The 22,312-nt window shown below is 59.3% G+C and carries 25 protein-coding genes and 2 pseudogenes; 10 read left to right on the top strand and 17 right to left on the bottom strand.

Annotated features, from left to right (window positions below):
* Positions 1-277: 277 nt before the first annotated feature.
* From AC0IYS_RS30825 to AC0IYS_RS30810, 4 genes and pseudogenes are all read right to left on the bottom strand, one after another.
* Entirely contained in the window at positions 278-595 is a 318-nt protein-coding gene (locus AC0IYS_RS30825; protein WP_471708766.1) for a hypothetical protein, read from the bottom strand.
* Positions 596-769: 174 nt separating this feature from the next.
* A pseudogene (locus AC0IYS_RS30820) lies at positions 770-961 on the bottom strand (putative LPS assembly protein LptD); the annotation flags it as partial.
* A 70-nt stretch (positions 962-1,031) separates the two neighbouring features.
* The gene (locus AC0IYS_RS30815) at positions 1,032-1,349 is read right to left on the bottom strand and encodes a putative LPS assembly protein LptD (RefSeq protein ID WP_471708959.1); all 318 of its coding nucleotides are present in this window, start codon (positions 1,347-1,349) and stop codon (positions 1,032-1,034) included.
* Positions 1,350-1,695: 346 nt separating this feature from the next.
* A pseudogene (locus AC0IYS_RS30810) lies at positions 1,696-1,889 on the bottom strand (putative LPS assembly protein LptD).
* A 1,497-nt stretch (positions 1,890-3,386) separates the two neighbouring features.
* On the opposite strand from AC0IYS_RS30810, the gene AC0IYS_RS30805 reads away from it, so the two are divergent.
* Positions 3,387-3,554 (top strand): hypothetical protein, encoded by a 168-nt coding sequence (locus AC0IYS_RS30805; RefSeq protein WP_471708765.1) that lies wholly within the window; start codon positions 3,387-3,389, stop codon positions 3,552-3,554.
* Between the two features lie 50 nt (positions 3,555-3,604).
* Here AC0IYS_RS30805 and AC0IYS_RS30800 read toward each other — a convergent pair whose 3' ends face one another.
* Together AC0IYS_RS30800 and AC0IYS_RS30795 are read right to left on the bottom strand one after the other, a co-directional pair.
* Positions 3,605-3,763, bottom strand: a complete 159-nt coding sequence (locus AC0IYS_RS30800) for a hypothetical protein (protein WP_471708764.1) — start codon at positions 3,761-3,763, stop codon at positions 3,605-3,607.
* A 553-nt stretch (positions 3,764-4,316) separates the two neighbouring features.
* Positions 4,317-4,646 carry an acetate--CoA ligase family protein gene (locus tag AC0IYS_RS30795; RefSeq protein ID WP_471708762.1) on the bottom strand — a complete coding sequence of 110 codons (330 nt, stop codon included), beginning with the start codon at positions 4,644-4,646 and terminating at the stop codon, positions 4,317-4,319.
* Between the two features lie 624 nt (positions 4,647-5,270).
* Here AC0IYS_RS30795 and AC0IYS_RS30790 point away from each other — a divergent pair.
* Positions 5,271-5,669 carry a MarR family winged helix-turn-helix transcriptional regulator gene (locus tag AC0IYS_RS30790; RefSeq protein ID WP_471708761.1) on the top strand — a complete coding sequence of 133 codons (399 nt, stop codon included), beginning with the start codon at positions 5,271-5,273 and terminating at the stop codon, positions 5,667-5,669.
* Between the two features lie 30 nt (positions 5,670-5,699).
* Here the strand turns inward: AC0IYS_RS30790 and AC0IYS_RS30785 are convergent, their stop codons facing one another.
* From AC0IYS_RS30785 to AC0IYS_RS30765, 5 genes are all read right to left on the bottom strand, one after another.
* Positions 5,700-5,996: a hypothetical protein gene (locus AC0IYS_RS30785; RefSeq protein ID WP_471708760.1), complete on the bottom strand. Its 297-nt coding sequence runs from the start codon at positions 5,994-5,996 to the stop codon at positions 5,700-5,702.
* A gap of 7 nt (positions 5,997-6,003) precedes the next feature.
* Positions 6,004-6,222 (bottom strand): DUF433 domain-containing protein, encoded by a 219-nt coding sequence (locus tag AC0IYS_RS30780; protein WP_471708759.1) that lies wholly within the window; start codon positions 6,220-6,222, stop codon positions 6,004-6,006.
* Positions 6,223-6,293: 71 nt separating this feature from the next.
* Positions 6,294-7,424: an ATP-binding protein gene (locus AC0IYS_RS30775; protein ID WP_471708758.1), complete on the bottom strand. Its 1,131-nt coding sequence runs from the start codon at positions 7,422-7,424 to the stop codon at positions 6,294-6,296.
* A 171-nt stretch (positions 7,425-7,595) separates the two neighbouring features.
* The gene (gene rsgA, locus AC0IYS_RS30770; RefSeq protein WP_471708757.1) at positions 7,596-8,633 is read right to left on the bottom strand and encodes a ribosome small subunit-dependent GTPase A; all 1,038 of its coding nucleotides are present in this window, start codon (positions 8,631-8,633) and stop codon (positions 7,596-7,598) included.
* A gap of 309 nt (positions 8,634-8,942) precedes the next feature.
* Entirely contained in the window at positions 8,943-9,767 is an 825-nt protein-coding gene (locus tag AC0IYS_RS30765; protein ID WP_471708756.1) for a DUF6597 domain-containing transcriptional factor, read from the bottom strand.
* Positions 9,768-9,845: 78 nt separating this feature from the next.
* On the opposite strand from AC0IYS_RS30765, the gene AC0IYS_RS30760 reads away from it, so the two are divergent.
* On the top strand, positions 9,846-10,472 hold the full coding sequence (locus tag AC0IYS_RS30760; RefSeq protein WP_471708755.1) for a glutathione S-transferase family protein: 627 nt from the start codon (positions 9,846-9,848) through the stop codon (positions 10,470-10,472).
* A gap of 157 nt (positions 10,473-10,629) precedes the next feature.
* The gene (locus tag AC0IYS_RS30755) at positions 10,630-10,821 is read left to right on the top strand and encodes a hypothetical protein (protein ID WP_471708754.1); all 192 of its coding nucleotides are present in this window, start codon (positions 10,630-10,632) and stop codon (positions 10,819-10,821) included.
* Here the strand turns inward: AC0IYS_RS30755 and speD are convergent, their stop codons facing one another.
* Genes speD through AC0IYS_RS30730 form a run of 5 tightly spaced genes read right to left on the bottom strand, consistent with a single transcriptional unit; the run spans position 10,822 to position 14,353 of the window.
* Positions 10,822-11,226, bottom strand: a complete 405-nt coding sequence (speD, locus tag AC0IYS_RS30750) for an adenosylmethionine decarboxylase (protein WP_471708753.1) — start codon at positions 11,224-11,226, stop codon at positions 10,822-10,824.
* On the bottom strand, positions 11,223-11,396 hold the full coding sequence (locus AC0IYS_RS30745) for a hypothetical protein (protein WP_471708752.1): 174 nt from the start codon (positions 11,394-11,396) through the stop codon (positions 11,223-11,225). Before AC0IYS_RS30745 ends, speD begins: the two co-directional genes overlap by 4 nt.
* Positions 11,393-12,886: a DUF4178 domain-containing protein gene (locus tag AC0IYS_RS30740; protein WP_471708751.1), complete on the bottom strand. Its 1,494-nt coding sequence runs from the start codon at positions 12,884-12,886 to the stop codon at positions 11,393-11,395. Before AC0IYS_RS30740 ends, AC0IYS_RS30745 begins: the two co-directional genes overlap by 4 nt.
* A 9-nt stretch (positions 12,887-12,895) precedes the next feature.
* Complete coding sequence (locus AC0IYS_RS30735) at positions 12,896-13,939, bottom strand: SPFH domain-containing protein (protein WP_471708750.1); 1,044 nt, start codon at positions 13,937-13,939, stop codon at positions 12,896-12,898.
* A 27-nt stretch (positions 13,940-13,966) separates the two neighbouring features.
* Positions 13,967-14,353, bottom strand: a complete 387-nt coding sequence (locus tag AC0IYS_RS30730; RefSeq protein ID WP_090324111.1) for a DUF350 domain-containing protein — start codon at positions 14,351-14,353, stop codon at positions 13,967-13,969.
* Positions 14,354-14,432: 79 nt separating this feature from the next.
* Here AC0IYS_RS30730 and AC0IYS_RS30725 point away from each other — a divergent pair, with 79 nt between their 5' ends.
* The 5 genes from AC0IYS_RS30725 to AC0IYS_RS30705 all read left to right on the top strand — a co-directional run bounded on the left by AC0IYS_RS30725 (position 14,433) and on the right by AC0IYS_RS30705 (position 20,661).
* Positions 14,433-15,944, top strand: coding sequence for a polyamine aminopropyltransferase (locus AC0IYS_RS30725; RefSeq protein WP_471708749.1), 1,512 nt, complete (start codon positions 14,433-14,435; stop codon positions 15,942-15,944).
* Entirely contained in the window at positions 15,944-17,572 is a 1,629-nt protein-coding gene (locus tag AC0IYS_RS30720) for an NAD(P)-binding protein (RefSeq protein WP_471708748.1), read from the top strand. Before AC0IYS_RS30725 ends, AC0IYS_RS30720 begins: the two co-directional genes overlap by 1 nt.
* Positions 17,573-17,608: 36 nt before the next feature.
* Positions 17,609-18,451, top strand: coding sequence for a PPK2 family polyphosphate kinase (locus tag AC0IYS_RS30715; protein WP_471708747.1), 843 nt, complete (start codon positions 17,609-17,611; stop codon positions 18,449-18,451).
* 55 nt (positions 18,452-18,506) lie between these two features.
* A complete protein-coding gene (gene gabD, locus AC0IYS_RS30710) occupies positions 18,507-19,961 on the top strand; it encodes an NADP-dependent succinate-semialdehyde dehydrogenase (protein WP_471708746.1) in 1,455 nt (484 codons plus the stop codon).
* Positions 19,962-20,052: 91 nt separating this feature from the next.
* Positions 20,053-20,661: a glutathione peroxidase gene (locus AC0IYS_RS30705; RefSeq protein ID WP_471708745.1), complete on the top strand. Its 609-nt coding sequence runs from the start codon at positions 20,053-20,055 to the stop codon at positions 20,659-20,661.
* On the opposite strand, the gene AC0IYS_RS30700 is transcribed toward AC0IYS_RS30705, so the two are convergent.
* Complete coding sequence (locus AC0IYS_RS30700) at positions 20,662-21,087, bottom strand: rhodanese-like domain-containing protein (protein WP_471708744.1); 426 nt, start codon at positions 21,085-21,087, stop codon at positions 20,662-20,664.
* A gap of 206 nt (positions 21,088-21,293) precedes the next feature.
* On the opposite strand from AC0IYS_RS30700, the gene ftrA reads away from it, so the two are divergent.
* Positions 21,294-22,250: a transcriptional regulator FtrA gene (gene ftrA / locus AC0IYS_RS30695; RefSeq protein ID WP_471708743.1), complete on the top strand. Its 957-nt coding sequence runs from the start codon at positions 21,294-21,296 to the stop codon at positions 22,248-22,250.
* Positions 22,251-22,312 lie beyond the last annotated feature (62 nt).

Raw genomic sequence — 22,312 nt, 5'->3', positions numbered from 1 at the left:
TCTCCAGCTCAACAAATCTCTTTCAAAACCAAATTGGGTAAAGTAACGCCCTTTGTACAAAAAAATCGAAACCGGTAGAAACCCCGCCTTTCATTTTGGAGTATATCCAGATCAGCAAATACCACTATTGAGTTTCCGCTTATTCGATTTTCACGATTTAGATTGCTATAGGTTAAGAGTAAGCCAATGTCATGTCCCATGGAGTTTTGCTTTAAAAAATTCGGTAATAACATCATCTTCATCATCTTTTTATTTGCAATGTACTGTTTCCGGTTGTTTATTTGAAGTCCGCATTCGTTTCAAAATAAATGACCCGACGACCACCATTCTGCTCGCTTTGCTTGTTTTCTTCTTTTCCGCTTCCTTTATTAGAAATGAATAATTTAAGATAAACATTAGCACTTGTGATTCTAAAAATACTTCTGCCATTATCAATATTAAACATATCGATTTTTTTGCCTGAAATTGTCAAGTAGCATAAGGATTGATGTTTCGCGCCAAAATTCATGTTCATTTTGTTGTCAAATCGTGTTCCTCCACTTACAAGAACGGGCTGCCAGGCTAAAGTTTCTTTGCCATTTGCATTAAAAATCATAAAGCTTGCGTAACCAAAGTTTTAAGTTGTTTAGCAGCATTATCTTTCTTCGTCTCTGTTTTGTGCTTGTCTTTGTCTCTTACTTTGGCTTCAAAGATATTGCTCAGGGCAAGTTACAATGTTATAATTTGTCTTTTCCCGGTGCTCCAAAAATTCCGTTTGCAATGCCTATATTCAGTAAAGGTTCTTCCCTGAAGCATCTACTGCGTAAGTATCGTAAATATTCCAAACTCGTGTATAAGCGTAGGTAACAGTTGGACGCATAACGTGACGAATAGACTGTATTTTTTTGATCATCTCCAAAATTAAAAAGTACCATATATAGAGTTGTTCCCAGTCTGCGTGAAAATTGTAGGTTCTAAAAGCATCAAAACCATTTCAACTTTATCAATAACCTTATTTTGATTCTACATCATAATTTTTTTCAATGGTTTGATTAACCGAGGTTTCCTGATATTGGTACATGCCGCGCACTAAAATATTTAAATACTTTAAAATTGGAACGAATCGGTATTGTATGCTGCATACCTATTTGGCGTCTCGTGAACATTTGTGGTTTAAAGAACAAAGAATCAGTAGTATTAAAATGGTTTATTGTTAAACGATATTGGAGGTCCATGTTTTTATAAGACCTTTTAATGCCATCTTTTCCAACAAAAGGATACACGGCCAACATCAGCTGTAAAGCCGGCAACGTCATCGGCATCGCTTCCTGTTGTGTATTTTGTTCATGTAAATGATAGCGATATACCAGCTCTGTGAACTGTATTAAACGTTTTAATTATAAGACAGAAGAACTTAATGTATTATTTTAGTTAGATCCTAATGTTGGCCTGATTAAGAGATCGCTTTAAAGAATTTCTACTGCTACCCATATTCACGGGAAGCAGAAAACTTGAATTAGGATCTATTTAGTGTCTTTTGAATGTGTCCACTGAAGCTGATGAGTAAATACCTTGTTTGGTATACCAGGATAACCTCGTCCACTTGTTTATTGATATTTCAAAACGAATGTTGACATTCCCCAATACTCAATATTTGTGGCATAATGCAGATTCAATTTATGGTAACTACCATTGGTATATAATCTCCTAAAACAGTTAAATGTATAAATCATCGCTTAAAGCAAAATAATATCCCATATTCTGCAAAGACAAGCCTTCTTGTATTCGAATCATTATAACTAGGATAATAATACCGGAATGCTTTTTTCCTGACTTATTGGGAAATAGGCAAATGCAATGCCAAGCGGAGTAGGAACGTTGGGATAAACCATATTGGTTAAACCGGTAATGGCTCCTTTTGCAATAAATTTCTAATTTATCGTTGAAAGTAGTATTCAGGGATCATCCACATCAGCTGCTGTTGTAAAAACCAATGGATCTTTGAAAATAAACCCAAATTTATTTTCTTTTAGAATAGCAGCTTCTACTTAACTTACCTCGTCTCTGTCCTGCAATTGTAAATTAAAGCTTTTTCTAGTTTTGAAATTAAAACGAATATAATCCGGCTTACTTCGCGGCTCTTTGTTTAAGTTTTGGATATTGTGATAAAACCCGCATAATTTTTATCATCGCATAAACCTGTCTTTTTATAGTCTTCAGGACGATAATACCAGATTTTAATTCCAACATCTTTATAGTAAAGTTCGGCTTCATCATATAAAGTAATGAACTTTTTCTTTATCAATCTTGGCATAATCCTTCGCTCTGTACTTTACTTTTCCGTCAAAGAAAAGTCTTTTTAGTACTTGACAGTATCGAATTTTATATAGTGTCAATAACTACAGTTGGAGGTTGATCTGTTTGTTTACAGTTGATAAAGGCTTTTTTTGTTTTTATCTCTTGTGAATACACTGTAGCGATTTCCGATGGTTACAGGAAAATTGATAATAAAACGATATTAAATAAGTTTGTATGCAAAGGATTAAATGACTATTTTGTAAAAATATGGCTTGTTTTTTGAATATGCCAAACTTACATATAATTTTTTGTCAAAAATAATCAATTGGAAAAATTATAGCAGTTGCGTTTCATTAAAATTAACTTTTAGATTCATGAATAGATTTACAAAATTAAAGGTAATATTTAAATTTTTTTTTTGAACGATATGTTTTTTTGCTTACAATTAATCAACTGTTTCTAAGGTTACTTGATGCTGGGGCATGGAGATACGACGTACTTTGGAGCTGTTTATAGCGGAAGAATTGAAGAAAAATATCGCTTCAAGGATTTGTTTAAAAGTTGGAAAAATTTAGAGAGCACTCCAAATATCGAGTGCTACTGATACTCGTAAAACAGATGTTTTTAATCGATTTGGTCGAAAAGAGCCAACATTGCAAACTGCTGCGAATTCTAATATTTTTGTTTTATACTGAATGCGAATAAATATCGCCGCTTGACGGGAGCTCTGAAACTTATGTAATGGGTTTGAGCAAACCGCATCGAATCTTGAAGCTGCGAAAAAGAGAACTCGGTAAATTGGCACATTACAAACAATTAGGTAACCTAAATACGAAGGTTTTTGATCCAAGTTGCCAGAAGAATTAATTGGAATGACATCATGCAGGTGAAGTGTGATGAAAATGCGAAAGCGTTTCACGATAAATGCGAAAACCGAGGAGGTTCACTGGGTAGTGCCTAATATCGGCTCTATAACAACTGAGCCAATAAAGGATGACATAACATAACCCCACCAAGTAATTAACATAACATAACCCGTGATCGTGCGCGGCAATCCGCTGGAGGACCTGAAGGCCGTGGCCGCTGTTGAGTACGTGGTGAAGAACGGCGTGAGCACTACCGTCGGCGAGAATCCTCGCGCTGCTCCCACGCCGGCTGCCCTGGAGCGCGAGCGCAGGAAGGCGGTGGTCGCGCACCGAAGAGCCTGCGCCGCGCTCGACCGCACGACCGCCAGGGACACCACCACGCCGATCGAACGCGGCGGCGCGCCGGCGTGACCCCACAACGGCAGGTCACCAGTCTGAAGTCCGGATCTTCGGGAACCACTTCACGGCGAAGCCGATGCGCGCACCAGCTTGAGCACTACCGGGTCGTCGGCGAGCATGAGCCCGTCGACTTCCGCTACATGCTGCGGTCGGCGCGCGACGTCGACGACGCTTCGAGCAGCCCGCGAGCCGATGCCCTCGCCGCTGAGCTCGTCGGCCACCACCAGCGATACTCGCAGCTGGTCTGGTCTCGGGGGTCGGCGGTACGCAGCGCGACACGCCCCGACCACGCGCCCGCTGTCCAGGACGGCGCCGTCGGGCGCGTCGCCGGCGCTGCATCACCACGGCCACCAGCGCCATCTCCGGTCGTAGTCGATCAGCGTGGCAGCGCGAGAAGCATCGAGGGCGGCAGTTCGTGGAAGCGCGAGACGAGCGAACTCACCGGCTTCGGGCGAGTAGACCCTGCACCAGCGCCTGCAGCATCTGCGCGTTGTTTGGATGCACCGGCCGCACGGTGAAGATGTTGCTGCCGTGCCGGGAAGTGGCCGATCGTGCCGGGTAGCGCGGTGGGTTGGGATGATGGCCAGGTGCCGGAGAAGCCGCTGCCCACGTGGCTCGCCACCGCCGAGGGCTGCTGTCCACCACGATGCGCGCATCTCCACCGACACCGCGCCTGGGCCGTCGACGATGATGGTCGATGTCCATCTCGGCGCACCGGCAGCTCGCACACCATTTCCGACACGCGCAGCAACACGTCTTCGAGCGCCTCCATGTTCACCGGATGGGCGCCGCGCTATTCGCCCAGCGTCTGGGCTCAGCGCCAGCGTTCGATGAGGCGGTGCGAGAAACTGGTTGAGCGGCAGCTCCATCGCGCGGTCGTTCATGAGCTCGATCATGGTGCCGCCCGCGCCGAACACGACGACCTGGGCCGAAGGGCTCGTCGGTCACCAGGCCGACGCAGATCTCGCGGCCGCGCTGCGCCTTCACCATCTTCTGCACGGTCACGCTATTGATGCGCGCCTCGGGCGCGAGGCGGGCCACGCGTCCACGATTTCCACGTAAGCGTCGCGCGCGCTGGTGCCGTTGAGCACGTCGCAGCGCCACGCCTTCGACGTCGGACTTGTGGTCGATGTCGGGCGAATCGATTCAGCGCCACCGCAAAGCCCAAGCTGCGTGGCGATCATCATGGCCTCGTTGGCGCTGCGAGCAGGGTGCGCGTGATCGGAATGTGGAAGCACGACAGCAGCGGTTTTGATTTTATTTCCGTCAGGACCTTGCCCGCCGCCTGGGCGAGCACGCTTTGATGATCAGGCGCGGCGCCGTCCACGTCCGGGCTTGGCCAGCGCGGAGAGCGGCGGCGTCTGCCGCAGCAACCGCCGCGTTTTGAGAAGGCCGCGACGTTGCCGATGATCCCACGGCCGCCTCTTGCTGGTGTGCGAAAGCTCGGGGATGGTGGCTTCGGCCAGCACGCTGCGGCGCGGTCGACGGCGGCGACCGCCGCACCAGCGCCGGCTGAAGCGGCGCACGAAAAACGCGAAAGCGTTTCACGATAAATGCGAAAACACGGAACTCGGTTCGTTCCATGAATGCTGTTAAATAATCGGCTGTTGCATAACCTGGAACCAGTAACCAACATAACATACACATGACCCAACCAATAGGTGCTAACATAACATGACATCCCCAAACGAAGTAGCACCACATAACATGCCTCCCGACTTGTGCTGAGTGCAGGCGATTCAGAAGTGGATCGAAGGCAGCCCCGATTCATGGGAGGGCATTTCGTCGGCGCAGGTGGGGCTGTTGTTCCTGTTGACGTCGAAGGATGAGGCCTCGGTCGGCGAAATCGCCGAAGCCTTGCGGGTGGCGCCGGCGGCGGTCACCAACCTGTCCAAGCGCATGCAGGGCGCCGGCTTGATCGAGCGCGTCGCCGATGCCGCCGACGGCCGGCTGACACGTTTGCGTTTGACCTCTGCCGGAAAAGCCGCGAGTACGCAGTCGAGTATGGTCTTACAAGGCCTGAACGGTCAATTGACGAGCGGATTCTCGCAGGAGGAATTGGTCGTCGTCGCGCGCTGGCTGGATCACGCCGCGAAATTGTCCGGGGACGACTCGCCGGGCGTTTGAGCTGTCACAACGCCATTGCGGTCGCCGTGGCTAAAGTTGAAGTTCGATCAGAGTGCGGGGTTTTAGCTGACTGAGTGCTACAAGTAATTCGGGTACGAGCTGTTGGAAGGAGGGAAGCAGACCATCCGGTGTGATAAGTACCACTACGGCCACTGGCAGCTTTTTTAAATTCTGCTGATATTTTATGTTTCGGTCAGCAGTCACCATGACATCGAAACTAGCGGCAGCTAAGGCCAGCAGCTTTCCATTACTAATGCCTTCCCAGCCACACTCGACAACAGTTTGAACCACATGCCCCGCCAACATCGGCCTGATGGGATTTGGCATGGACTCGTCAAGCAAAATGCGCATCTTCGGTGACCAATTGCTCAGCTACCTTCAAGGCTGAAATCGCAACGCTTTTGGAAACGGAAGGGAAATGTTCAATGAACGTATCCAACGACTCCCCGGCTCGCAAATAGTCAAACATGAAGGACAGTGGCACCCTGGTACCCACAAAAACCGGTATGCCGCCCATGATCTCGGCGTCCCTGTGTATCGCTTTCTGTTCCATATGGCCTCCTCAAGAAGAACTTGCCCTGATTGTTCCTATGGTACTCCCGCAGAACATACTCTGGTCGCGCATCAGCGATCGCGCGGAAAGCGCACGGTGAACACCGTCCCGTCGGTCTCGTTCGACGTCACGCTGATCGTGCCGCCGTGCGCGGCGGTGATTTCCTGCGCGATGAACAAGCCCAGACCGAGGCTGGTCTTGGGACGCGCATCGGGGCCGCCGGCCGGCTCGAGCTGCACCAGCGGCTGGAAGATCGTTTGCAGCGACTCGGCCGGGATCACCGGTCCGATGTTGGCCACCTTCAACGTAATGGCGTCGGCGTCGCCGTGCGCGGACAACCTCACCGGCGTGCCCTTGTCGCTATGCTGCGCGGCGTTGATCAACAGGTTGGTGACCAGCTGCAGCAGACGAATATCGTCGAACTCGCCTTGCAGGTCGCCGTCCGCATGGAAGACGATATCGGCGTTCGGGAACATGGCTTGCGCATCGGCCACGGCCGTCTTGCAGACCTCGGCGGTTTGCAGCGGCGTGCGCGTGGTCGGCATGCCGGCGGCCATCTGCAGCCGGGCGAATCCCAGCAAGTCCTTCACCATCGCGCTCATCAACATGGCGCTGCGCTTGGTGCGCTCGGCCAAGGTGGCGATTTGTTCCGGCGAGGCGTCCTGCCGTGCGAGCAGCTCGCCCACCAGTGAAATGGTGGCCAGCGGCGCCCGCAGGTCGTGGCCCAGCACGGCCAGGAACAAGTCCCGCGTGCGGTCGGCCCGCTCCGAATAGGTGACGATGGATTCGGCCAGCGCCTGGTCGATCGCCTCGCTGAAGCGCACCATGTCGTTGATGGTCTGGTCCGACATCTGCGTCACCCGCGGCAACCACAGCCGCAGGACCGTCGCCCGCAACGCCCGGAATTCGGAACTGAGCTGAAGCAGCGAGAAGTTGCTGGCGTGGCGCAGCCGTCCGTGGATGGCGGCGGCACTTTCCTCGGGACCCAGATCGATGTCCTCGCCCTGGGATTTGTCGTACTGCTGCTGATCGCTCTGATGCGTGTCGATATCGAGCGCGATTGCGGTCAGGATCTGCTGGGCATGGTCGGTGAGCGCCAGCTTGGTCATCTCGCCCTCGGGCGGCGCGGTCTTCTCCGCGAAGGCGGTCCATTCGGCGAGGATCTCCGTCATGTTGGTGCGTATAAAGGCGGAGATGCTCATATCACGATTGCTTTCCAGGGTGGCGCGAGGCGCGTCGTGCAATGCAGCGCCTCGAAATTTGGACGCGGCATGGCCGCGTGGCTGTGATTAACTTTCAGTGTAACTGAATCCAGGCACCCGGTCTGTTCGCATCGGCGGCGCGCCGCGCTGGGCAGGCGCACCGCCGCGTGCTCAACCGCGCCGGGCTTTCGATCTGGCCTGGGCAGCGCGTTGCATGACTTTCCACTTGGCGACATCGGCGATGCGATCGAGCGGCGTCTGCTGGCCGCGCCGCGCCTCGCGCAACAGCTTGTGATAGTTGCGCAGCCGGTCGGCGTCGATCACGCCCTGCACGGCGCAGCACGGTTCTCCGTTGTGCCGGCAGTCGCGGAACTGGCAATGGGCCGCCAAAGCGTCGATATCCTCGAACGCCGCCGCCAGGCCGGTTTCATCGGTATCGGGTTGCCAGTTGCGCAGCCCGGGCGTGTCGATGACGCAGGCGCCGCCGGCGCACCGGTGCAGCGAGCGCGACGTGGTCGTATGGCGGCCACGTCCGTCGCCCTTGCGCACGCCGCCGGTCGATTGGCCGGCCTGTGCGAGCGTGTTGGTCAACGTGGATTTGCCGGCGCCGGAGGTGCCCAGCATCACCAGCGTCTGTCCCTCACCCAGCCACGGTGCCAGCTGCCGTGCGGCATCGTCGCTGGTGCCGTCGATGGCCAGCAGCGGAATGCCTGTCGGCAGTCGCTGGCGCAATTGCTCCACGCGTTGCGCCACGTCGTCGCCGATGTCGGCCTTGCTTAGCACCACCACCGGCTGCACGCCGGCGGTCTGTACGATCGCCAGGTAGCGTTCCAGCCGGCGCGGGTTGAAGTCGTGGTCGAGTCCCATCACCAGCAGCGCCGTGTCGACGTTGCTGACCAGGCGATGATGGCGGCCATCGTTGCCGCGCCGGCCGATGTGGGTGGTGGGCGGCACCAGCGCGCTCAGCCAGCGCTCGTCATGGTCGCGCGTGATGCTGAGCACCCAGTCGCCGACGGCCAGGTATTCGTCGTGCAGCGCCGGCAGCGCGCGGACGCGAAATTCCTCGTGTCCGTCATGGACGGTGATCCGGTCGCGCTGGATCTCGGTGATACGCGCAAGGTGCGTGTCGTCGGGATATTGGTGAAGTTGGGCCGCGATGGTTTGCGTCAAGCCGATGCGGCGCAGTAAGGCGAAGTCGATCTCTATCATGGTGTTTGTTTTCCGGTAAGCGAGCAGAATCCTGCGCGCGGGCGCGACAGGAACGGATACGGGAAGTCAGCTGCGCGTTGCCGCGCGGATCAACACAATGACAGGGAAGTCCGGGGAATCAGGCAGCCGACAGGAGGGCAAGATCAAAGGTGCGCATGAATTGTCTCCGGTGGGTGAAAAGGGGAATTAATTTTCTCATAACTCCGGGGTCGGGTCCACCATTTCTACACGAGCTCTAGTGTCTGTGGCGGAGCTTGGCGGATTACGCTTCGCTAATCCGCCCTACGTGATTTAGAGGACTTAACGTTCTCAGGCCGTTGGTGCCTTGGAACTGCGGCGGTAGTCGGCTGGCGGTTTGCCCACCAGCTTTTCAAAGTCGGTCGTGAAGTGGGCTTGGTCGTAGTAGCCCAGCGCTTGCGCCAAGGTGGCGAGGTCGATGTCCGTGCCGTTGGCCAACTGGTCGGCCGCGTCGAGCAGGCGGTTGCGGCGGATGACCCACTTCGGACTGGCGCCGACATATTCCTTGAACAGCAGTTGCAGCCGGCGCACACTGATTCCCAGCTGATCGGCAAGTTGCTGTACCTGCGTGATGTCGGGATGATCTTTGATCGTCTGCAATATCGCGCCGATGCGGTCGATTTGCGGATCGTGAGGCGGCAGGGCGCCGCGCAGGATGGCGCTGGCGGCGGCCACCATGCCCGCATCGTCGGGCGCGTCGAGCACTTTGCGTTCTGCCTCGGCGTCATCGCAGCGGAACAGCGACGACAGCGGCAGTTCCTGGTCGGTGATGGATTGCACCGGCCGCCCAAGAAAACCGCGAAACGCCCCCGGCCGGAACCGTGTGCCCAGCACGCGGCCGCTGTCGCGCAGCGTGTATTCGAACGCGCCCGTCATCACGCCGAACACGCCGCTTCGGCCGCTGTCAAACACCACGTGGATGCACGGCGAGGGCAGGGTGCGCTGCACATGGACCACGCCTGGCGGCAACTGCCAGGCTACCAACCAGAAGTACTCGACAAACGGCGCCAGGTCCGGATCCGGCTGATAGCGCTCCAGCCGAAATACCTTGCCCACCGCCGCCGGATGCACCACACCCTTGTAGCGGTCATCGGCCATCAGCTTGTTGATCATCATCGTGTTCGCGTTTTTACAAGACTGCCATGATAGCAGCGGCTATCGTGGCATTTTCCTCACCACCGACAGGAGACGTCCATGGCATCGCAAATCACTTTATATCACTGCCCGCATTCCCGCTCCACCGGCGTCATCACATTGCTGGAGGAACTCAAGGCGCCATACCAATTACATGTCATGAACATGAAGAAGGGCGAGAACCGCGAGGCCGCCTATCTTTCGATCAACCCGATGGGCAAGGTGCCGGCCATCCGCCACGGCGACGCCATCGTCACTGAACAGGTGGCGATCTACCCGTATCTGGCGGACCTGTTCCCCGAGGCGAAACTGGCGCCGCCGATCGGCGATCCACAGCGCGGCCCGTATCTGCGCTGGATGGCGTTCTACGGCAGCTGCTTCGAGCCGGCGCTGGTCGATCGCTGGCTCCAGCGCGAAGTCGAGGACAAGAAGACCACCGGCTACGGCAATTTCGACGACGTTTTCACTACCCTGTTGGGCCAGTTGTCAAAGGGTCCTTATATGCTGGGTGAGCAGTTCACCGCGCTCGATGTGCTCTGGGGCGGGGCGCTGGGATGGATGACCGCTTTCGATCTCCTGCCCAAGCGCCAGGAAATCACCGACTACGTCGCCCGCGTGCAAGGCCGGCCGGCCGCCGTCGGGGTCCAGCGTCGGGATGACGAGATGGCCGCGGCGCAAGCGGTTTAATCTCCCAACAAACTGGAGATTAACAATAAAGCAATGCTGTTGCTAATTTTCAATTTATTTTTCAATTTGAACCGTTTTTCAACTGTTCCCGACGCGCTTTGAGGTATTGTTACTTCAGTTATGCGAGTAGGCAAAATAGCAAAACGGGGGACAGTATATGAAAAAGACATTCTTTTTACTTGGCGTGGCGGCGCTCGCCGGCTGCGCGTCGAATGTTCAGCACCAGTCGCTGACGGCGCAGTCGGTCGCAGGTAACAAGACGGCGACAGTGATACCCACGGACGCCATCTTTCGCGAAGTTCCGCTCAAACCGATGACGGCCAGCCAAAGCGCGGCGAGGATGAACTGATCAGTCGAAGCCCGGCGGCGCTCGCCGCACTGTATTGATGTGGCTGGACGCAGGCGCCAAGGCCTGTTCGATGATGGTGAGCGCTGACTCAGGCTGCGCGCTGCCGCACATAAAGATGTCGGCGGCCGCGAAGCCACACTCCGGCCACGTATGGATCGAGATATGCGACTCGGCCAGCAACACCACCCCGGTTACACCCTGGCCTTCGCCAAATCCGTGAAAATGGCTATGCAGGACATGCGCGTGCGCCGCCTCGGCCGCCGCCCGCAGTAACTTTTCCAGCGCCTCGCAGTTGCTTAATTTTTCAGCATCGATTCCGTTGAGATCGGCCAGCACGTGAATCCCGACCGGTTGGTGAACGGCCGGCGAAGCCACGCCGGCCTCCGGTAGCGTTTCGCGTTTCACTTGTGGCCTCCGCCGCCGGAGCCGCCGCCAAAACTGCCGCCGCCGCCGCCCGTGTGCGAACTCCAGGTGCTGCCACGAGAGGCCGCACCGCCACCGCCGACGAGCCGCCCCCAGCTGTTGCAGGAGGTCAGGACGGTAACAACGACCGCGTAAATGAAAAATTTCGTCATGATTTGTCGTTGCTATCTAAAAATGTCGCCGGCAGATAAATCGCCAGGGCGCCGATCGCGCTCATGAACCAGGTGCCGGAAAAATTCGTCAGCAGCGGTATCGCATTGATTACCAGCATGAATCCGATGAGGTATTTGGCGGCGTTGCGGTAACGGTTTTTGACCGTTAGCGTGCCGCCGGCTGCTTTCGCGGGCATCGCGCTCCCATGAAATTGGGCGCCGAACCAGGCCTTCAGCTGGTCGACCGCGACCGGCGCGGAGCGCGACCACGTCATTTCCTGTTCGCTGGTCTCGCAGGCCAGTCGGATTTGACCGGCCTGGAATTCCTCGACCTGCGTATGGTCGCCAACGGCCACGCGCCAGTTGAAGGCGCCGGCGGCGAAGGTGACTTCCGAACCGTAGGCGTACAGCAGCTGGTACTGCGCTTTTTCCACCACCACGTTTTGCTGTCCCGGCGTGTAGACGACCGGCCACTCCGACATCACCGTCGCGCCAGACCATCCCTCGTCCGTCTCCACCAGCCATGAGAAGCCGGCGCGCGCGCCGTACATCAGGTACTCGGTCCACTCGGTGCCTTCGTCGTCCATGCGCCGCATCATGCCGATGATGGTGAAATCCTGTTTGTTGATGTTGGCCGTGGCGCCCAGATCGAGCGTCGGCCGCGCCGCGGTCACGCGTTCGCCGGCAGCCAGCACCGTCGCCTCGGTGCCCGCCGCGTCGATTTGCGTCTGGCACGCCGGGCACACCAGCGTCGTCGTCACACCAGGCAGATATTTGATGCCGCTGCCGCAGGACGGGCAATCGAGCGCATCGAGCTTGCCGCGATAACGGCCGGCCGAGCGGTGGATGGTCTCGTCGTCGCGCAGCAGCTGCATGCGCAGGCTGTCGAGCGTGACCGCCATGCCGGTGTAGATGATCGGGCGTGGCGAATCCGAGTAATCGAGGGTGATGAACTCCGTGCCGCGCCGGAAGTCGGCGACCTTGCTCTGATAGCCTTCGCCCACCTTGAACGGCAACTCGCCCTGGCCGCCGATGCAATCGGCCAGGCGGATCTCGGCGGCGATATACGGCGCGCCGTTGATGCCATAGCTGGCGCCGGGGCGCAGCTGTTCGAACGCCGGCACGTTGATCTCGTGCGGCGTGATGCCGTTGCCCTTGTATTCTGCGGTGACGGTGTACATGCCGGACGAATCGCCCAGCCACGAGGTGGCGCCGTCGTCGAACAGCAGATACCATTCGTTCCACATGCCGGCCGAATAGCGCAACTGGATGCGGCCGACGACCGTGAATTGCCGCTTACCGAGCACGCCGGAGGCGCCGATCTGGATCGGCGAATAGTCCTCCAGCACGGAGGACATCTTGCCCAGGTCCTTGACCGAGTCGGCGTCTTTGAGCACGCTGGTGCCGCAATATTCGCAGACGGCCATGACCGAGGCGTGCGAGCGGAATTTGACTTCCGCGCCGCAGCTGGGACAGGAAACGATTTGCATGTGTCCTTATCAGCCGATCAGTTTTTTGAGCAGTTCGGCCTTGGTGCTGTCGTAGTCGGCGGCCGAGATCAGGCCTTTGTCGAGCAGTCCCTTGAGCTTTTCCAGGCGGTTTTCGATCGAGTCCTCGGCCGGCGCGGCCGGAGCCGCAGGTGCCGCTTGTGGCGCGGCCGCAGGCGCCGCCGCGCCGGCCATGGCCTGCCCCATCATCTGGCCGACCGTCATGCCGGCGCCCAGGCCGGCGCCGATGCCCGCCAGGCCGCCTTCGTTCGACGCCGCCATCGGGATCGCGCTGGCCACCTGGTAGCGGGTGAAGCCGGCCATTTTGTCGGCGCTCATGCCGCCCTTCATGCCGGCGGAGATGCGCTCGTCCAGCGCGGCCTGCAGTTCCTCCGGCAGGCTGACGCTGGCGACGTTGAATTCATCGAGTCCGATGCCATAACGGCCGAACGCGGTGGACAGGTCGCCCTTGACCTGCTGCGCCATCAGCGCCTGGTTGGCCGCCATGTCGAGGAACGGCACCTGCGCGCTACCCAGGGAGCTGGCCATGGTCGCCATCAGGATGCCGCGCAGCTGCTCCTCCACCTCGTCGCGGGTATAGACCTCGCGCGTGCCGCTGATCTCTTTGAAGAACAGGCGCGGATCGGCCACACGGTACGAATACATGCCGAAGGCGCGCACGCGCACCATGTCGAAGTCCTTGTCGCGGATGGTGATCGGCTGCGGCGTGCCCCATTTACGGCCGGTCTGCACGCGGGTGCTGAAAAAATAGACATCCGACTTGAACGGCGAGTCGAACAGCTTGTCCCAGTTTTTCAGGTTGGTCAGGATCGGCAGGGTTTGCGTGGTCAGCTTGTGGGTTCCGGGGCCGAAGACGTCCGCGACCTGGCCCTCGTTGACGAACACCGCCATCTGCGACTCGCGCACCACCAGCACGCCGCCGTTCTGGATCTCGAAATCCTGCATCGGATAGCGCCAGGCCAGTACGCCGTCGACTTCCTCGTTCCACTGCAGTACGTCGATAAACTGCTTCTTGATAAAGCTGCCGATGCCCATGATGGTCCTCGCTTTGGTTTGGCTAAATTAGGAAATGCAGGCGCCGTTGATGACGCCGATGGAAATGGAGATCGCGCCCAGCAGGCCGCCGAAAGCGGTGTTGTTCGCCTCGATCTGGTCTTTCGACATGTTCAGCACCCGCGTCGTGATCGCATACGCCAGCACCTGCACCAGCATCGCGCCGAAGGCCCAGGCGAAGAACTCCTGGTAATTCGCAGTATGCATCAGCGCCGAACCGACGGTGATTGAAAAACCGATCAACGCGCCGCCCAGCGATAGCGCCGCCGCCTGGTTGCCCTGGCGGATCAGCAGCACCTCGTTGGCCGGCGTCGTGCGCGTGTAGACGACGAAAAAGACGGCCAGCAGCACGGCGGCCAGTAAAAGGTGAATCAGATAGTTTAGGATGGCGGGCACGGCGCGCTCTCAGTGGGGTAAAGTGTTGAACCTGTGGTTAAGTTACTAACGCTGAAGCATATTAGTGCAAAAGAGCCAAATGAACAAAAAGATTCTTATATTGTCGGTGTTTGTGGTCGCTTCCTGCGGCCTGGCGTACGAATTAATCGCTGGCGCGCTGTCCAGCTACCTGCTGGGCGACTCCATCCTGCAGTTCTCCACCGTGATCGGCTGCTACCTGTTCGCGATGGGTGTCGGCGCCCACTTTTCCAAGTATGTGCTTGATGAAGATGTGCTGGCGCGCTTTGTCGATATCGAACTGGCGGTTGGCCTGGTGGGCGGGCTGTCGGCCGCGATCCTGTTCCTGACGTTTTCGTGGATGGCGGCGCCGTTCCGCACCATGCTGTACGTGATGGTGTTCCTGATCGGCGCCTTCGTCGGCATGGAGGTGCCGCTGGTGATGCGCGCGCTGAACGCGCGCCAGACCGGCTTCAGTGAAATCGTCAGCAAGGTGCTGACCTTCGATTACCTGGGCGCGCTGGCGGTGTCGCTGCTGTTCCCGCTGGTGCTGGCGCCGACCCTGGGCCTGGTGCGCACCGGTTTCCTGTTCGGGATGCTCAACGTCGGCGTCGCCCTGTGGACAATTCGCGTGTTCCGCACAGAGCTTAAAAACGTCACCGGCCGCATGCTGCGCGCGTCGGCGGTGATGTTCGTGCTGGTGGCCGGCTTCGCGTCGGCCGACAAGCTCACTTACTGGGGCGAGCATGGCCTGTTCGGCGACGAAATCGTCTTCGCCACCACCACGCCTTATCAGCGACTGGTCGTCACGCGCTGGAAGGACGATCTGCGCCTGTACATCAACGGTAACCTGCAGTTCTCGTCGCGCGACGAGTACCGCTATCACGAGGCGCTGGTGCATCCGGTGCTGCAGCCCTTGCCGTGGGCGAAGCGGGTGCTGGTGCTGGGCGGCGGCGACGGTCTGGCGCTGCGCGAGATCCTGCGCTACAAGAATATCGAGCATGTCACGCTGGTCGACCTGGATCCGGCCATGACCGGGGCCTTCACCAACCGTCCGGAGCTGGTCAAGCTGAATGGCGGCTCGTTCAGCGACAAGCGCGTACGCGTGATCAACGCCGACGCGGCCCTCTGGCTGCGCGAGAACGACGACATGTTCGACGCCATCATCGTCGACTTCCCCGATCCGTCCAGTTTCGCGCTCGGCAAGCTGTACTCCGTGCCCTTCTACGGCATGGTGCGCAAACACCTCGCCGCCAACGGCTTGATGACGGTGCAATCGACGTCGCCGTTCTTCGCCCCGCACGCCTACTGGACCATCGACGCCACCTTGCGCGAAGTCGGCATGAAGACCTATCCTTATCATGCCTATGTGCCGTCGTTCGGCGAATGGGGCTTCATACTCGCCACGCCCCAGGCCCAGTACACGCCGCCCGCCGAATACCGTTTGCCGATGCGCTACCTGAACGCGGACACCACGCGCGAGATGTTCATCTTCCCGCCGGATATGAAGCGGCTGCCGATGGAGCCCAACCGGCTCAATACACAATCGCTGGTGCACGAGTTCGAGCAGGACTGGCGGCGGGTGATACGCTGATGCTGCGCCGATCCTTCCTTGTATGGGCCGGCGCCACCGGCCTGGCGGCGGCGGGTACCGTGGCGGCGTTCCAGCGCTGGCAGGAGATCACGCCCACGCTGCACTATCCTGGCCGCGACGAGGGCCACTTCCTGCGCGACCTGCGTGGCAAGCCGCTGCCGCCGCCGTCGCAGGTGCTGCAAACCGATATCGCCATCCTCGGTTCCGGCATCGCCGGCCTGACCGCCGCGTGGAAGCTCAAAAAGCTCGGCAAGACCGACATGCTGATGGTGGACGGCCCGCAACCGCACGGCAACGCCGCCGGCGGCGCCTTCGGCGAGTACGAGTATCCGACCGGCGCCCACTATCTGCCGCTGCCGTCGCCGGAATCGGTGCACGTGCGCGAGATCCTGGCCGACCTGGGCATCATCCAGAAAGACCCGATGGGCGAAAAGCCCTACTACGACGAGCGCTTCATCCTGCATGCGCCGGAGGAGCGGCTGCTGTACAACGGCCAGTGGCAGGAAGGTTTCATGCCGACCGAGGGCGTGCCGCAATGGGAGATCGACGAGCACACGCGCTTTTTCGCCGAGGTGGAGCGGCTGCGACAAACCCACGGCGCGGACGGCCGGCGCGTGTTCGTGTTCCCGACCGTGATGTCGTCGGAAGACCCGCAGTGGCAGGCGCTGGACCGCATCACCCTCAAGCAGTGGCTGGAGCAAAGCGGCTACCGCTCGCCGACCTTGCACTGGTATCTGAACTACTGCTGCCGCGACGACTACGGCACCCGCTACGACAAGGTTTCGGCCTGGGCCGGCCTGCACTACTACTGCAGCCGCTGGGGACAGGCCGCCAACGCCGGCAACGGCACCTGGCTGACGTGGCCGGGCGGCCTGCAACCGCTGGCCACCGGCATGGAGCGCGCCTCGGGCATCAAGCGCTTGGCCGGCACGGTGGTGTCGCTGAAAAAAACGGCGGACGGCGTCGAAGCATTGTGCTTCAAGCTCGAAAACGGCAAGCCGGCCACTTATCTGGTGCGCGCGCGCAAAGCCATCTGCGCGATGCCGGTGTATGTGGCCGCGCGGGTTGTGGATAACATCGCCGCCTACGGTTTCGATCCGGCCAAACATATCCCGGAATACGCGCCGTGGATGGTGGCCAATTTCCTGCTCAAGCGTTTTCCGGAGGAGTTGCAGGAGGGCGCGCATTCGCCGCCGCTGTCGTGGGACAACGTCGTCTACAGCGAGCCGGGATTGGGTTATGTCGTCTCCACCCACCAGGATATCCGCGTGCGGCCGCCGGAAAAGACCGTTTTCAGCGCGTATATCGCGCTGTCGGACCGCAAGCCGAGCAGCGCCCGGCACTGGATGGCCGCCGCCAAGCCGGAGGAGTTGCTGGCGCTGGCCAGCGCCGACCTTAAAACCGCTTACGGCGCGCAGTTCGCGTCCTGCATCGAGCGGGTCGACATCACCCTGCGCGGCCACGCGATGGCCGCGCCATGGCCCAACTTCCGCGCCAACGCCGGCATGAAGGCCTTGCGCGAGGTGGACGGGCCGATTTTGTTCGCGCACGCCGACCTGTCGGGCTTCTCGGTGTTCGAGGAAGCGGCTTGGTGGGGCTACCGGGCAGCCGGACTGGCGGCGAAATGATATTCTAGCTAAACCATATAAATCGAATCGACCGCCATGACCCATAACGCCCGCCACCGCTTCCGCGCCGCCGACAAACAGAAGCTGCGCGACGAGGACGCCGACGACAGCGCCTTCTCCAGCCGCGCCGCCAATCCAGAGCTGAGCAAGTCCAAGGGCAAAGCGCTCGACATCAAGCGCACCGACGCGCTGATCAAACGGATCGCCGCTTTGCAAAGCATGCTGTACGCGCAGCGCAAACAGAAGGTGCTGCTGGTATTGCAGGGGATGGACACCTCCGGCAAGGACGGCACCGTGCGGGCGATGTTCAGCGGCGTCAGTCCGATGGGCGTGAGCGCGGTGGCCTTCAAGGGGCCGACCGACGAGGAACTGGACCACGACTATCTGTGGCGCGTGCACCAGCACGTGCCGCCCAAGGGCAAGATCGCCATCTTCAACCGCAGTCATTACGAGGATGTGCTGATCACCAAGGTGCAGGGCATGATCGACGGCGGCGAGTGCAAGCGCCGTTACGCGCAGATCCGCGATTTCGAGCGCATGCTGGCTGAAACGGGCACCGTGATCGTCAAGGTGTTCCTGCATATTTCGAAGGAAGAGCAGCGCGAGCGCCTGCAGGAACGTCTCGACGATCCGGACAAGCAGTGGAAGTTCGATCCCAACGATATCGAGCAGCGCAAGAAATGGAACGAGTACCAGCGCGCCTACGAGCAGGCCATCCGAGAGACCGATGAACCGCACGCGCCGTGGTACATCGTGCCGGCCAATTCCAAGACCCACCGCAATCTGGTGATCGCCAGCCTGCTGCTGGAGACGCTGGAGGGCATGGACCTGAGCTATCCGCCGCCGCATCCGGACCTGTCCTCGTTCACCGTAGTGTAAATCACGCTGGCGCACGATGTGGCATAGTCATTCTTTGCATGAGGAGGACTGACCGATGCTGCAACTGAAAGACCCCACACTGCTGCGCCAGCAAGCCTACATCAACGGCGTCTGGGCCGACGCCGACAACGGCGAAACCCATCCGGTAACCAATCCGGCCACCGGCGAGCAAATCGGCACCGTGCCGCGCATGGGCGCTGCCGAAACCCGGCGCGCCATCGACGCCGCGAACGCCGCCTGGCCGGCCTGGCGCAAAAAGACCGCCAAGGAGCGTGCCGCCATTCTGCGCAAGTGGAATGACCTGATCCTGGAGAACACCGACGACCTGGCGCTGCTGATGACGGCCGAGCAGGGCAAGCCGCTGACCGAGTCGCGCGGCGAGGTGGCCTACGGCGCCTCGTTCATCGAGTGGTTTGGCGAGGAAGCCAAGCGCGTGGCCGGCGAGACGCTGGCGTCGCCCTGGCCGGACCGCCGGCTGCTGGTGACCAAGGAGCCGATCGGCGTGTGCGCGGCGATCACGCCCTGGAACTTCCCGATCGCGATGATCACCCGCAAGGCCGGCCCCGCGCTGGCGGCCGGCTGCCCGATGGTGCTGAAACCTGCCGAGTCCACGCCGTATTGCGCGCTGGCGCTGGCCGAACTGGCCGAACGCGCTGGCGTGCCGCCGGGCGTTTTCAGCGTGCTGACCGGCGCTTCCAAGGATATCGGCGGTGAAATGACGTCCAACCCGATCGTGCGCAAGCTGACCTTTACCGGTTCCACCGCCATCGGCCGGCTGCTGATGGAGCAAAGCGCGCCGACGATTAAAAAGCTGTCGCTGGAATTGGGCGGCAACGCGCCGTTCATCGTGTTCGACGACGCCGACCTCGATGCCGCCGTCGAAGGCGCGATCGCCTCCAAGTACCGCAACGCCGGCCAGACCTGCGTGTGCGCCAACCGCCTGTATGTGCAGGACGGGGTGTACGAACAATTCGCCGAAAAACTGGTGGCCGCCGTCGAAAAACTCAAGGTCGGCAACGGCGTCGAGGAGGGCGTGACGCAAGGCCCGCTGATCGACGAGAAGGCCGTCCGGAAGGTCGAGGAGCACATTGCCGACGCGCTGTCCAAAGGCGGCCGCCTGCTCACCGGCGGCAAGCGCCACCCACTGGGCCACAGCTTCTTCCAGCCGACCGTCATCGCCGATGTCGGCAACGACATGCTGGTCGCCGGCGAGGAGACCTTCGGCCCGCTGGCGCCGCTGTTCCGCTTCAAGACCGACGAGGAAGTCATCGCGCTGGCCAACGATACGGAGTTCGGCTTGGCCAGCTATTTCTACTCGCGCGATATCGGCCGGATCTGGCGCGTGGCCGAGGGACTCGAATGCGGCATCGTCGGCGTCAATACGGGCCTGATCTCCACCGAAGTGGCGCCGTTTGGTGGCGTCAAGCAGTCGGGCCTGGGTCGCGAGGGCTCGCAACACGGCATCGACGAGTATCTGGTGGTGAAGTACATTTGCCTGGGCGGCGTTTAGCGCCTGACGGCGCTTGCGATTTTGCATGCTCGTCAGGCAAGTTCCGGCGGATTGGCATAGAATGATTTTTTTACTCTAAGCGACCTCGACCATGTCCAAGACAATTGCCCAGTTGTGCGTAGTTTCCTCGCTGACCTTCTTGGCGGGCGCCCATGCGTTCGCGCAAGCCCCCGCCGTGGCGGCCGGGACAGCCCCTGCGGCGACGGCCGCGCCTGCCAATTGCCCTGCCATCCTCAAGCAAACGTTCAAGCGTTTGCAGGACGAGGCGCCGCAGGACCTGTGCCAGTACTCCGGCAAGGTGATTCTGGTGGTCAATACCGCGTCGTATTGCGGCTTCACCAACCAGTACGAGGGGTTGGAGGCCATGTACGCCAAGTACGGTAGCAAGGGGTTGGTGGTGCTGGGCTTCCCGTCCAACGACTTCGGCCAGCAGGAGCCCGGCAGCAGCAAGGAAATCGCCGATTTCTGCTACAACACTTATGGCGTGAAGTTCCCGATGTTTTCCAAATCGGTGGTGTCGGGCAAGGAGCCGAATCCGCTCTTCGCCAACCTGATCAAGGCGACCGGCAAGGCGCCGGCCTGGAACTTCCACAAATACCTGATCGACCGCAACGGCAAGGTTGTGGATAACTTCGGCAGCAAAGTCAAACCGGACGACAAGCAACTGGTCGGCGCGGTCGAAAAAGCGCTGGCGATGTAATTAATCCTCCTGCGGCGCGCCGGCGGGCGCGGTGGCGAGGGCGAAGCCTTCGTCGAGCCAGCCCGTGATGCCGCCTGGCATCAGTTTGACGGGCCGGCCCAGCTGCGCCAGCCGCACGGCGGCGCGCGCCGCGCCATTGCAGTGCGGGCCGGCGCAATAGACCACGAATAGCGTATCGTCCGGGAATTCGGCGATCTTCGAGCCGATGATCTTGCGATGCGCCAGATCCAAGGCGCCCGGCACGTGGCCGGCGGCGTACTTCTCCGTGCCGCGCACATCCAGCAACACGAAATCCTGCTTGCCGCCGGCGAGCGCGTCGTGCACGTCCCAGCAGTCGGTTTCGTAGCTGAAGCTGGCTTCGAAGTGGGCGAGGGCGGCGGCGCTGGGGGCGGCCGGGATGGCGGTAACGAGGGATTTTGCGGACATGTTATCTCCTTGGTGGATGAGTTCCTGGGATCCACGTAGGGCGGATTAGCGCAGCGTAATCCGCCAAGCTCGGTCGGCGGCTCGTGCATGGTGGATTACGGCGTGCCGCCTAATCCCCCCTACGTGTTTGAACAGTAACGCCATTGTCCACGCGCCTCGCCAATACCATCAGTGGCGCATCCGCCATTCTGCGTTAAGATCGCGCCATGAAAAAACATCTCGTTGTCGCGCTGGCCTACGACCGGTTGTGCACCTTCGAGTTCGGCTGCACGGTCGAACTGTTCGCCCTGGAACGTCCCGAGCTGGACGTCGACTGGTACGACTTCGCCGTCTGCGCCGTCGAGCCGGGGCCGATCCGCGCGGCCGGCGGCATCGTCGTGCAGGCGCCGTACGCGCCCGAGTTGCTGGCGCTGGCCGACACCATCGTCATCCCCGGCTGGCGCGACGCCGACGAAGCCCCTCCACCGGCGCTGCTCGAGCTGATCCGCGCCGCGCACCGGCGCGGCGCGCGCCTGTGCTCGATCTGTTCCGGCGTCTTCGTGCTGGCCGCCGCCGGCGTGCTCGACGGCCAGCGCGCCACCACCCACTGGCGCTACGCCGACAAGCTGGCCAAGCGCTATCCGAAGATCGATGTCCAGCCGGACCACCTGTACGTGGACACCGGCCAGGTCATCACCGCCGCCGGCTCGGCCGCCGGGCTCGACATGCTGCTGCACGTGGTGCGGCGCGACCATGGCGTCCGCATCGGCAATCTCGTGGCGCAGCGGCTGGTTGTGGCGCCGCACCGGGAGGGCGGGCAGGCGCAGTTCCTGCCGCGGCCGATGGCGCAGGGCGAGCAGGGCCGGCTGTCGAAGCTGATGGACTGGCTGCGCAGCCATCCCGAGCTGGCGCACACGGTCGCCAGCATGGCCGAGCGCGCCGCGATGAGTCCGCGCACCTTGCAGCGGCAGTTCCAGCAGGCAACGGGAATGGGCGCGGTCGAGTGGCTGATCCGCGAGCGGGTGGCGATCGTCAAGGAGATGCTGGAAGTGCCGGATGTGCCGCTGGCGCACATCGCCGAGCGGGCCGGCTTCGGTTCCGAAGAGTCCCTGCGGCATCATTTTCGCCGGCTGGCCGCGACCACGCCTGGCGCCTACCGGAAACGTTTCGTTGACGCCCGCTGAAATCAGGAATCGGGTTGATGTTCATTAGCTATGTCGCTTGTCATCCGCCGCTTAGTTGACTA

It is taken from the genome of Duganella sp. AC237 (assembly GCF_979254035.1).
Note: the sequence above shows the minus strand (reverse complement) of the source record. Positions and strands in the feature narration are given on the sequence as shown.